Below are 11,054 nucleotides of genomic sequence, written 5' to 3'. Positions count from 1 at the left end.
AAATATAATTTATTAACATACATTGTTGATAAATTTAAATAAAAATATTGGAGGAATTTTAATGCCGTACTTTGAGTTAATGAAAAATTCTTGTAACTCTGTAAAAATGAATTTTGATGAAAATAAATATGAAAAATTTTTGATATATAAAGATTTGTTGAAAGAATGGAATGAAAAAATAAATCTTACAGCTATAACTGAAGATGAAGAAATTATAAAAAAACATTTTATTGATTGCATAAAAGCTTTTAGTACAGAAGAATTTAAAAAAGCTAAAAATATAATAGATGTGGGAACAGGTGCTGGTTTTCCAGGATTGCCTATAGCTATTATGAGAGATGATGTAGAAGTAACATTACTAGATTCTTTAAATAAAAGAATTAATTTTTTAAATACTGTTAAAAATTCACTTGATTTAAAAAATGTAATTACTATTCATTCAAGAGCTGAAGATGGAGCAAGAAAAAAAGAATTAAGAGAGAAATTTGACATAGCAACATCTAGAGCTGTAGCAAATATGTGTATATTATCTGAGTTTTGTTTGCCATATGTTAAAATTGGTGGATATTTTATAGCATTAAAAGGACCTAATATTATAGAAGAATTACAAAATGCTAAAAATGCTATTGGAACTTTAGGCGGAAAATTAGAAGGAGTTTTAGAAGTTAATATAGAAGGTTCAGATTTAAAGCATAATTTAGTTATAGTAAAAAAAATAAAAGAAACTCCCAAAACATATCCTAGAAAAGCAGGGTCAATTACTAAAAAACCTTTAAAATAAATATTGTTTGTGAGGGATGGGTTATGCATAAAGAAATAGTTTATATTCCAATAAATAAAATAGTGCCGAATGAATATCAACCTAGGAAATATTTTAATGAAGATTCTTTAATAGAATTAGCACAATCTATAGAACAATATGGGGTTATTCAACCTATTACTGTAAGAAAAAAAGAAAATAAATTTGAATTAGTTGCTGGTGAAAGACGATGGAAAGCATCGCAAGTAGCTGAACTTAATAACATTCCGTGTATTATTATTGATATAACAGATAAAGAGTCAGCTGAAGTTGCGTTATTAGAAAATCTTCAGAGAGAAGATTTAAATTTCATAGAAGAAGCTGAGGCCTATTATAATTTGATAAGCTTTCATAAATTTACACAGGAACAATTAGCTGATAGAATGGGAAAAAAGCAATCTACTATTGCAAATAAGTTAAGATTATTAAAATTAAATTCAAATATAAGAGAAATATGTTTATATAATAAATTAACAGAAAGACATGCTAGATCATTATTATCTTTACCTACAGAGGATTTGCAATTAAAAGTAATTAAAGATGTAGTAAAGAAAAATTTAAATGTAAAAGAAACTGAATTATTAATAAATAAGGAACTTTTAAAAATTGCAGGAAAAGAATTAAATTCTAAAGGTAAAAAGAAAATATTAGGTTCATTTCCTACAAAAATTTATGTTAATTCAATAAAGCAAATTTTTGATAAATTTAAAATTCCAGCAGAGTATAAATCTAAAGATTGTGGAGATTATATTGAAATAGTAGTAAACATACCCAAAAATAAAAAATGATATAAAATTTATTTGAAAATCATTATGTTTCACGTGAAACATAATGATTTTTTTTATAAAATTCATTAAGAAGTGCATATTTTAAAAATTAAATTAATTTTACTTTAATCAATTTTATAAGCATTTATACATTTTTTAATATGTTTGTTCTTTAAATATGTAAAATAAAACTATATAATAAATATATATGGAGGGAGGTGTTATTCAAGAATGATATATTTATTCTTGAAGAGAAGATGAAAATTATATGTGTATTTAATCAAAAAGGTGGAGTTGGAAAAACTACCACCAATATAAATATGTGTGCATATTTAGCTATGGCTGGATATAAAATTTTAGCAATAGATATAGATCCACAAGGTAATACAACTAGTGGTTTGGGAATAGATAAAAGAAAACTAGAAAAAACTATATATGATTTGTTAACTAATGAAGAAGAAATTGAATCTATAATATATAAAAGTAATTTAATTGAAAATTTGCATGTTATTCCCTCAAGAATGGATTTAGCTGGTGCTGAAATTGAAATGATAAATAATAAAGATAGAGAATTTATTTTATCTAAACAATTAGAAAAAGTTAAAAATAATTATGATTATATTTTTATAGATTGTCCCCCTTCTTTAGGTGTTCTAACTATAAATGGATTAGTTTCAGCAGAAAGTGTTTTAATCCCTATACAAGCTGAATTTTATGCATTAGAAGGTGTAGGGCAATTAATTAATACTATAAATTTAGTTAAAAAATCTCTTAATAAGAAATTAAGTATTGAAGGTGTAATAATGACAATGTATGATTCTAGAACAAATTTAAGTAACGAAGTTTACAAAGAAGTTCAGGATTATTTTAAAGATAAATTATATAAAAATACTATACCAAGAAATATAAGAGTTGCAGAAGCACCAAGCTTTGGATTGCCAATAGTTCTATATGATGATAAATGTAAAGGAGCGAAAGCTTATGAAAATGTTACCAACGAATTTTTGATTAAGCAAGGAGTGAAAATAGATGGCTAAGAAGTTTGGATTAGGGAAAGGATTAGAAGCATTAATTCCTAATGATAATTTAGAAAAAAATAATAATGAAAATTCACAAAAAAATTTTTCAATTAATATATCAATAAATAATATAAAAGCTAATGAAAAACAACCTAGAAAATTTTTTGATAACAATAAATTAATGGAACTGGCAGAATCATTGAAAGAACATGGAATTATTCAGCCATTAATAGTAAAAAAAGAAGAAAAATTTTATTCTATTATTGCGGGTGAGAGAAGATGGAGAGCTGCTAAATTAGCTGGATTAAATGAAGTGCCAGTTATAATAATGAATTTAAGTGATTCAAATTTATTACAAATTTCATTAATAGAAAATATACAAAGAGAAGATTTAAATCCTATAGAGCAAGCTTTAGCCTATCAAAAATTATTAAATGATTATAAATTAACTCAAGAAGAATTATCAAAAAAAATAGGAAAATCTAGAACTTCTATAACTAATACATTAAGATTATTAAATTTAGATTATAGAGTTAAAGAGTATATAATTCAAGGAATAATTTCCGAAGGTCATGGTAGATGCTTATTACCATTGGAAAAAGAAAAACAATATGAATTATCGCAAAGGATTATTGATGATTCTTTATCAGTTAGAGAAACTGAAAAAATTGTAAAAAAAATAATTAATGAATTTAAAAATAAAATTCAAGTTGAAAGAAGAAAGCCATTAAATCCATATTATAAAGAAGTAAGAGATAGATTACAGGAGTATTTTAGTACTAAAGTAAATATTAATTCTAATAAAAACAAAGGAAAAATAGAAATAGAATATTATTCAGAAGAAGATTTACAAAGGATATTAGATATTATAAATATGTAATGTTTCACGTGAAACATTTATATATTTTTTATATAAGAAGGGATGATGATGTTTTGCAAAATGTAATGGGATTATTAAATGAGTATGGACAATATATATTGATAGGAATAGCTTTCATTGTATTAATACAGTTCATATTGATAATAGTATTATTTAATACTACAAGTAAATTAGAAAAAAAATATAGAAAATTAATGAGAGGAGCTAATGGAAAAAATATAGAAGAATTAGTAATTTCATATTTAGATAAAGTAGATGAAGTTAAAGAAATTTCTAGAAATATGACTAAACAAAATGATTTATTAAATAAAAAAATAAATAAATGTGTTCAAAAGTTTTCAGTTATAAGATATAAAGCATTTGCAGATGTAGGTAGTGATTTAAGTTTTTCTGTTGCTTTATTAGATGAAAATAATGATGGAGTTATATTAACTGGAATTTATGCAAGATATGAAAGTACTACTTATGCTAAACCTATTGATAAGGGAATATCTAGATATGATTTATCAGAAGAAGAACTCCATGTACTTAATGATGCCATTAATAAATAAGAATTAGAATGAAAAATAACTATGAAAAATTCATAGTTATTTTTTATATTATAAAATTTTTTCTAAAATTTTATCTATATTACAAGAAGATTTCTTTTGACCAGTAGTTTTTAATATAAAATGATGTATTCCATGAGATATTGTATTTGCTAAATTCATAACGGTATATAATCTAGTATTTTGAAGAACCATAAATTCTAAATTACTTGATATATTAACAAAGCCTAAGATACTTAAATCACCTATAGAAGGCAAATTTTTATTTAATGCTAAACCAGGATGTAATGGTTTCTTTTCAATTAAAATCTTACCTACTTTATCAATAGAGCCTAATGCAGCATCTATAGAAATAATATAAGCTTTTTTATGAGTGTTTTTTATATAAGATAATGTATCTAATATATTTTGAGCGTGTATTGGATTTTCTAATGTACCATAAATATATAAATTATTTTTAGAAAATGATTTAAGTTTTTCACCAATTAAAGGACCTAAAGAATCACCTGTAGATCTATCACTACCTACACAAAAAAATACAATGGGTCTATTATCTTTAATAACAGTTGATAATTCGTTGATTAAATAGTCTCTAATTAAAAATATTGATTTTGAATTTAATGAATCTATATATAGAGAATTATCCATAAAAAAACCTCCTTTTAATAGTAATTATTTACCAATTGCTAGGGGTTTATACTTATATTAAATCAACTTTTTTTAAAACAGTATAGCATATAATTAAAAACATACAGAATATAACTCCTATAAATCCATTTAATTGTAGTCCTATAAATAATGCGGCTAATGAAAATACAGGATTTATTCCTAAAGAAGATGAAACAACTTTAGGTTCTAATATTTGTCTAATTATTGTAACTAGAGCATATAAAGCTATTAATGAAATAACCAAAAAGTAGTTACCTTTATGAAAATAATAAAAAATTAAAGGTAAATAAATCATTATAGTTCCTAATATAGGTAACAAATCAAATAACCCTGCTAAAATACTTAGAACTAAAGCATATTTAATTTTAAAAAATAAAAAACCAATAAAGGTTATAATCATGGTAACAGATATAAGAAATAAATAAGATAAACAATAATTAAATAACATTTTTTTTGCATGAGTAAATGCATTTTTTATTTGAGGGGAAACTTTTCCAGGTAATAGCTTGTCTAAAATGTTTTTATTAGATGATATATTTTTAGTGAAAAAGTAAGTACTTAATAATGTACATACTATTGTCATGCCTACATAAGGAATATATCCTAGAAATTTAAATAAATATTGTAATATTGAAGAACTTAAATTTATAATATTACTTAATAATGTTTTTGATAAATTATGAAGATACAATTCTATATTTACCCAAAAGTCTGGATTAATATTTAAATTTAAATTATTTAGCCATGATTCTATTTTGGACAAATAATTATACATGGAAGATGTATTTTTTGAAAGTATATTTTGAAGATAATCATATAAGTTACCAATTTCAGCTCCTAATGAAACTATTAATATAGTAGTAAGTAGTGTAATTATACTAAAAAAAGAAATAGTAACTAGCAAAGAAGCTATCCAAGATTTAAATTTAAGTTTTTTTATTAAAAATTGAGTTGGATATTTTAGAAATAAAGTAAATAAAAAAGCTAATATAAATGGTAAAGTATATTTCAGTGTTAATGAAAAAATTAAAAAAGTTAAGGTATAAATGATAAAAAATATAACTAATTTTTCAATTTTATTTAAAAAAAAATCCATTAAAATACCTCCTTATTTCATATAAAACTTTAAGATATCTAAACAATCAACTAAGAGAATTTATCTCTTAGTTGATTGCTTTATTTGTAATTTTATATATAGAGTCAATAAAATATCTTATTTCATTTATAGTATTAAAATAACCTAGGCTTATTCTTATAGAGCCGTTAGGGTAAGAACCTACTGTTTTATGAGCAAGAGGAGTACAATGAAGACCTGTTCTGCAAGTTATATTATATTCAGAATCTAATAAATAGCCAATTTCACTAGGATCTATATTATTAATGTTAAAAGAAATAGTAGAAGTTCTTTTTGTTTCATCAAATGTTCCATAAATTTTAATATTAGGCATATTTAATAATTCTTCTAAAGCTTTTTTACAAAGATATTCTTCTTTTTCTTTAATATTTTTTATACCAGTTTTATTTATGAACTTAATTCCTTCTAATAGTCCTACTATACCAGGTGTGTTAAGAGTTCCGCATTCAAATTTATCAGGTAAGGTTGATGGTGGGATAAGTAATGATGAATTACTACCAGTACCACCTAGAAATATTGGGTTGCAAATTTCATTTAGTGAATCATCAATTATAAAACCTCCTATTCCTTGAGGGCCTAATAAAGATTTATGACCTGTAAAAGCTAAAGCATTTAAATTTAAAGCTTTTATATCAATAGGAATAGTTCCAGCTGTTTGAGCAGAGTCTAATATTAAAAATATATTTTTTTCTTTACAAAGTTTTCCTATATCTTTTATTGGTTGAATACTTCCTACTAAATTTGAAGCGTGGGATAATATTATTAATTTAGTATTAGATTTAATTTTATTTTTTATATCATTTATGCTAATAAATCCTAATTTATCACAATTAATAATATCTAAAGAAACATTTTCTAAAGTATTGCTTATGTTAATCAAGGGTCTTATAACTGAATTATGTTCCATTGATGTAGTTATAATATGCCAATTAGGTTTTATTATTCCTAATAAAAGCATATTTATGGAAGAAGTAATATTATTAGTGAATATTACATTTTCACATTTTTTAAAGTTAAAAAAATTACTTAATTCATTTCTACATTCATAAACTAACCTATTACTATGTAATGAAATAGAGGAAGAGCCTCTATTAGCACTTCCTCCATAATTAATCATGTAATTCATCATAGAATCAATTACTTCTTTAGGTTTAGGATATGACGTAGCTGCATTATCAAAATATATTTTTTGCATAAAAATTACCTCATAATTATTAATTTAAATAAGCCATATAATATAAATGCTAGGCCTAAAAATATCATAAAAAATTTTACTAAAAGAGATGTTTTAGTAGTTAAATCTTTTTTTACAATAGAACCACCACGAGCAGCTAAAAAATTTAAAATTATAAACCAAACCAATGTACCACAAAACATGGAGGTAGTTGCTATTAAAAGAAATATATTTCCTGAATTTCTCCAAATATTAATAACAGTAGCGCTAATAGCCATCCAAAGAGATAAAGTCATTGGATTTATAAAAGTTATTAAAAAACCATTCCAAAAAGTTGATAAAGAGTTAGACCTTACATCATAATTTTCTTTTGCATTAGTTTTATTTAATAAATTAATTAACAAAAGTATTATTCCTGATATTATCCAAAAAAAACTTTCTATTTTATTATTAACACTTAAAAGTTGAACTAATCCAAAATTTATTAGAATAATATATAAATAGTCAGCTGTAATTGCTCCTAACGAAACTTTAAATCCGGATTTAAAACCGTTACTTAAAGATTGAGAAACAGCCTCTACAGCAGCAGGACCTAAAGGAATTGCTACTATAATGCCAGTAGATAATCCTGAAAGTATTGCTTTAGTATAAAATAAACCCATATAATTATCCTCTTTCACTAAGTACTAAAAATTTTTAATAATATATTTAATATTATAAGACAAAATTAAATATATTTCACTTAAAAATGGTTACACTTTTACATTTTAAGCATATAAGATATACTAATTATAAATATAATATTTATAATCAAGAAAGGATGTTTAATGGTGAAAGATTTTATAATTGTTTTTAATAATACTCATGAAGCAATGGCGGGAGAAAAGATTTTTAAAGAAAATAATATAAAGTTTATGATAATGCCAACACCAACTTATATAACTAAAAGTTGTGGAATTAGTATAAGATTTAAAGAATGTGAATTATCTAAAATAGATATATTAATTAGTAATAAGCAGATTACTTTTAAGAATATATATGTAAAGGACCAATCAGGATTCCAAGTATTTAAATAATAGGTGAGGATAAATATGGTGCAAAGTTTTTTACTAGATAGTTTTTTAAAGTTTCATATTGTAGCAGAAAGTACAGGAGAAAGTTTATACATAGGGGATAAGAGATTAATAAACTTAAATACATTAGATAAAATGTTAGAAAAAACTATACATTTAGCTATAATTATATTATTAATGGCGGTAATAATAAAAGTTGGTAATAAATTAATAAATAAACTTGTAAAAAAGCAAATTGAAAGTAATTATAAATTTTCAATGGATGAAAAAAAAGCAAATACAATAGGTACATTATTACAAAGCATATTAAAATATTCAGTGTATTTTATAGGTATTACTACTATGCTTTCTAGTTTATTTGGAAATATATCTTGGGCATTTGCATCAATAGGAGGGGTAGCTGTAGGTTTAGGAGCTCAAAGTTTTGTCAAAGATGTAATTAATGGAGTATTTATATTATTTGAAGAACAGTTTGCAGTAGGTGATTATATAACCATAGCTAATTCAACTCCTATACAAGGAATTGTTGAGTCGATAGGATTAAGGACAACAGAATTAAGAGATTTTAATGGTGATGTTAATATAATACCTAATGGAAGCATTTTAATAGTTACTAATCATTGCAAGGGAGATATGAGAGTTCTAGTAGATGTTGAAGTAGCTTATGAAACAGATATAGATTATGCAATAGGAATAATAAATAAGGTATGTAATAAAATGAATAAAACTGATAAAAATATAACATCACCTTTAGAAGCATTAGGTGTTATGTCTTTTAATCCTTCTGGAATAACTATACGAGTTGTAGGAAAAGCAAAACCTATGACACAATGGAATATAGAAAGAGAGTTAAGAAAAGAATTAAAGTTAGCTTTAGATAAAGAAGGAATAGAAATACCTTATCCTAAAACTCAGATTGTAAATTTATCTAAGGAAGTAAGTGTAAAGTAAGAAGGTGAATATATGATAGATAAGTTTTATTTAGGTGATATTGTACAAATGAGAAAACAGCATCCATGTGGAAGCTTTCAATGGGAAATAATAAGAATGGGTGCAGATATAAAGATAAAATGTATAGAATGTGGTAGAATTGTAATGATTCCAAGAATTAAATTTAAAAAAGGAGTAAAAAAAATAATTAAATCTAATGCTCCGATTGATGAAATATAAAATTAAAAAACTGTAATTAAAGTTAAAAATTAATATTTAAAGAGGGTTGCAATAAACTTTCTTTGATGTTAAAATATTAAATTGTAATCCCTGCTGTGTAAAGCACAGCCACAGGCCAAAGGGAGGAGGTGTAAATGATGAGAAAATACGAAACTATATTCGTTGCACACCCATCATTAGACGAGGAGGCTGTTAAAGCTTTAATCGAAAAATTTAAGGGTGTTATCGAAAACGGTGCAGGAACAGTTGACAATGTTGATTTCTGGGGAAAAAGAAAGTTAGCTTATGAAATTTCTAAAGTTAATGAAGGATTCTACACATTAATCAATTTCACTGCTAGTCCAGAATTACCAAAAGAGTTAGATAGAGTATTCAGAATCACTGATGGTATCATAAGACACATTATCGTTAAAGAAGAGAACTAAGAGGTGATATTAAATGAATAAAGTTGTTTTAATCGGTAGACTTACTAAAGATCCAGATTTAAGATTTGCTGCTGGTAGTGGTACAGCTGTTGCTAGATTCACTTTGGCAGTAAATAGACCATTTAAAAAAGACGAAACAGATTTTATAAACTGTATTGCCTTTGGAAAAACTGGAGAAACAATAGCACAATACATAACAAAAGGAAGACAATTAGCTGTAGCTGGTAGTATTAGAACTGGAAGTTATGATGCTCAAGATGGAACGAAGAGATATACTACAGATGTTGTAGTTGAAAGCTTTGATTTTATTGATTCTGGTAATGGTGGTAATAGAGGAAATTCTGGTAATAATAATCCAGGAAATGACTTTGGATCTACAGGATTTGTACCAAACAATTCATTTAACGAGCCGTCATTTAACAATGATGATATGACGCCAATAGATGATGGAGATATTCCATTCTAATTCATATTAAGTAAGGAGGGACACGTAATGAGCAGAGAAATGAGAAAAGGCGGAAAAATGAGAAGAGCAAGAAAAAAAGTTTGTATCTTCTGTGTTGATAAAGCCGAGTCAATAGATTACAAAGATGTACCAAAATTAAAGAAGTACATTACTGAAAGAGGTAAAATATTACCAAGAAGAATTTCAGGAACTTGTGCTAAGCATCAAAGACAATTAACTGACGCTATAAAAAGATCAAGAAATATAGCTTTATTACCATTCACAACTGAGTAATGGTTTTATAACCCCTGACAATGTCAGGGGTTTTTTGCATAATTAGTAATATTAAAATATTAAGATATTAGGTATTGAATTTGTTTATATTGCATAAAAATAGAAAAAAAACTAAAATAAATATATATAGGAGGAGTATAGGAGGGGTTTTATGAAAAAAGATGATTTTAATATTATGGGTGATATTAAAATAATAGAAGAAATAAAAGCACAAATAATATGTATACTTGGAGAATTATTTTTAATATTAACTAAAGGTACTAATGTTGTAAAAAACTCCGTTGTTGATTGCATAGCATCATTAATAATACTTTTATATGTTTTAGCAGATAAATTAGGATATTCAGCAATAGAAGTAGATGAAAATATAAAAAAAAGTTTAAAAGTTGGTATAGTAGAGGAAGATGAATTGGAAAAAAAAGGTAATAATTTAACTAAATTATTTAATCATTTGAAGGAAAGAAGATAATAAATTATTCTTAGATAATAAAATAATTTATAATAATATTGATTATAGTTCATAAAGGATATTTAAATAAGTATTTGTTTATATTAAAAATAGAAAAAAAGTATTTATATTTTTAGACTCAGAGAGTTTAGACATTTTTGTAAATTTAATATTAAAATTTCAAAAATTAACAAACATCCAGTGAGGG

General features: G+C 24.6%; 16 protein-coding genes. 12 read left to right on the top strand and 4 right to left on the bottom strand.

Going from position 1 to position 11,054, the window contains the following annotated elements; translation table 11 throughout:
* Positions 1-61 precede the first annotated feature (61 nt).
* From rsmG to GBZ86_RS08390, 5 genes are all read left to right on the top strand, one after another.
* A complete protein-coding gene (rsmG, locus tag GBZ86_RS08410) occupies positions 62-781 on the top strand; it encodes a 16S rRNA (guanine(527)-N(7))-methyltransferase RsmG (protein ID WP_152889602.1) in 720 nt (239 codons plus the stop codon).
* A 23-nt stretch (positions 782-804) separates the two neighbouring features.
* A complete protein-coding gene (gene noc / locus GBZ86_RS08405) occupies positions 805-1,587 on the top strand; it encodes a nucleoid occlusion protein (protein WP_152889600.1) in 783 nt (260 codons plus the stop codon).
* 236 nt (positions 1,588-1,823) lie between these two features.
* A complete protein-coding gene (locus GBZ86_RS08400; protein ID WP_152889604.1) occupies positions 1,824-2,603 on the top strand; it encodes a ParA family protein in 780 nt (259 codons plus the stop codon).
* Positions 2,596-3,465 carry a ParB/RepB/Spo0J family partition protein gene (locus GBZ86_RS08395; RefSeq protein ID WP_152889598.1) on the top strand — a complete coding sequence of 290 codons (870 nt, stop codon included), beginning with the start codon at positions 2,596-2,598 and terminating at the stop codon, positions 3,463-3,465. Before GBZ86_RS08400 ends, GBZ86_RS08395 begins: the two co-directional genes overlap by 8 nt.
* Before the next feature lie 53 nt (positions 3,466-3,518).
* A complete protein-coding gene (locus GBZ86_RS08390; protein ID WP_152889596.1) occupies positions 3,519-4,016 on the top strand; it encodes a DUF4446 family protein in 498 nt (165 codons plus the stop codon).
* 48 nt (positions 4,017-4,064) lie between these two features.
* On the opposite strand, the gene yyaC is transcribed toward GBZ86_RS08390, so the two are convergent.
* The 4 genes from yyaC to GBZ86_RS08370 all read right to left on the bottom strand — a co-directional run bounded on the left by yyaC (position 4,065) and on the right by GBZ86_RS08370 (position 7,653).
* Positions 4,065-4,661, bottom strand: a complete 597-nt coding sequence (gene yyaC / locus GBZ86_RS08385; RefSeq protein WP_152889595.1) for a spore protease YyaC — start codon at positions 4,659-4,661, stop codon at positions 4,065-4,067.
* A gap of 52 nt (positions 4,662-4,713) precedes the next feature.
* A complete protein-coding gene (ytvI, locus tag GBZ86_RS08380) occupies positions 4,714-5,778 on the bottom strand; it encodes a sporulation integral membrane protein YtvI (protein ID WP_152889593.1) in 1,065 nt (354 codons plus the stop codon).
* Positions 5,779-5,845: 67 nt separating this feature from the next.
* Entirely contained in the window at positions 5,846-7,012 is a 1,167-nt protein-coding gene (locus GBZ86_RS08375) for an aminotransferase class V-fold PLP-dependent enzyme (protein ID WP_152889591.1), read from the bottom strand.
* Positions 7,013-7,017: 5 nt separating this feature from the next.
* Complete coding sequence (locus tag GBZ86_RS08370) at positions 7,018-7,653, bottom strand: LysE family translocator (protein ID WP_152889589.1); 636 nt, start codon at positions 7,651-7,653, stop codon at positions 7,018-7,020.
* A gap of 168 nt (positions 7,654-7,821) precedes the next feature.
* On the opposite strand from GBZ86_RS08370, the gene GBZ86_RS08365 reads away from it, so the two are divergent.
* The 7 genes from GBZ86_RS08365 to GBZ86_RS08335 all read left to right on the top strand — a co-directional run bounded on the left by GBZ86_RS08365 (position 7,822) and on the right by GBZ86_RS08335 (position 10,867).
* Positions 7,822-8,067, top strand: a complete 246-nt coding sequence (locus tag GBZ86_RS08365; RefSeq protein WP_327444659.1) for a putative Se/S carrier protein — start codon at positions 7,822-7,824, stop codon at positions 8,065-8,067.
* A 15-nt stretch (positions 8,068-8,082) separates the two neighbouring features.
* Positions 8,083-9,015: a mechanosensitive ion channel family protein gene (locus GBZ86_RS08360; protein ID WP_152889585.1), complete on the top strand. Its 933-nt coding sequence runs from the start codon at positions 8,083-8,085 to the stop codon at positions 9,013-9,015.
* A 12-nt stretch (positions 9,016-9,027) separates the two neighbouring features.
* Positions 9,028-9,234: a DUF951 domain-containing protein gene (locus GBZ86_RS08355; RefSeq protein WP_152889583.1), complete on the top strand. Its 207-nt coding sequence runs from the start codon at positions 9,028-9,030 to the stop codon at positions 9,232-9,234.
* A gap of 137 nt (positions 9,235-9,371) precedes the next feature.
* Positions 9,372-9,659, top strand: coding sequence for a 30S ribosomal protein S6 (gene rpsF, locus GBZ86_RS08350; RefSeq protein WP_152889581.1), 288 nt, complete (start codon positions 9,372-9,374; stop codon positions 9,657-9,659).
* A 13-nt stretch (positions 9,660-9,672) separates the two neighbouring features.
* A complete protein-coding gene (locus GBZ86_RS08345) occupies positions 9,673-10,125 on the top strand; it encodes a single-stranded DNA-binding protein (protein WP_152889579.1) in 453 nt (150 codons plus the stop codon).
* Positions 10,126-10,152: 27 nt separating this feature from the next.
* A complete protein-coding gene (gene rpsR, locus GBZ86_RS08340) occupies positions 10,153-10,398 on the top strand; it encodes a 30S ribosomal protein S18 (protein ID WP_152889577.1) in 246 nt (81 codons plus the stop codon).
* A 151-nt stretch (positions 10,399-10,549) separates the two neighbouring features.
* On the top strand, positions 10,550-10,867 hold the full coding sequence (locus GBZ86_RS08335) for a MazG-like family protein (RefSeq protein ID WP_152889575.1): 318 nt from the start codon (positions 10,550-10,552) through the stop codon (positions 10,865-10,867).
* The last annotated feature ends 187 nt before the right edge of the window (positions 10,868-11,054 follow it).

The organism is Clostridium tarantellae, assembly GCF_009295725.1.
In the GTDB taxonomy this organism is placed as follows: domain Bacteria; phylum Bacillota; class Clostridia; order Clostridiales; family Clostridiaceae; genus Sarcina; species Sarcina tarantellae.
This window is presented reverse-complemented; position numbering and strand designations above follow the sequence as displayed.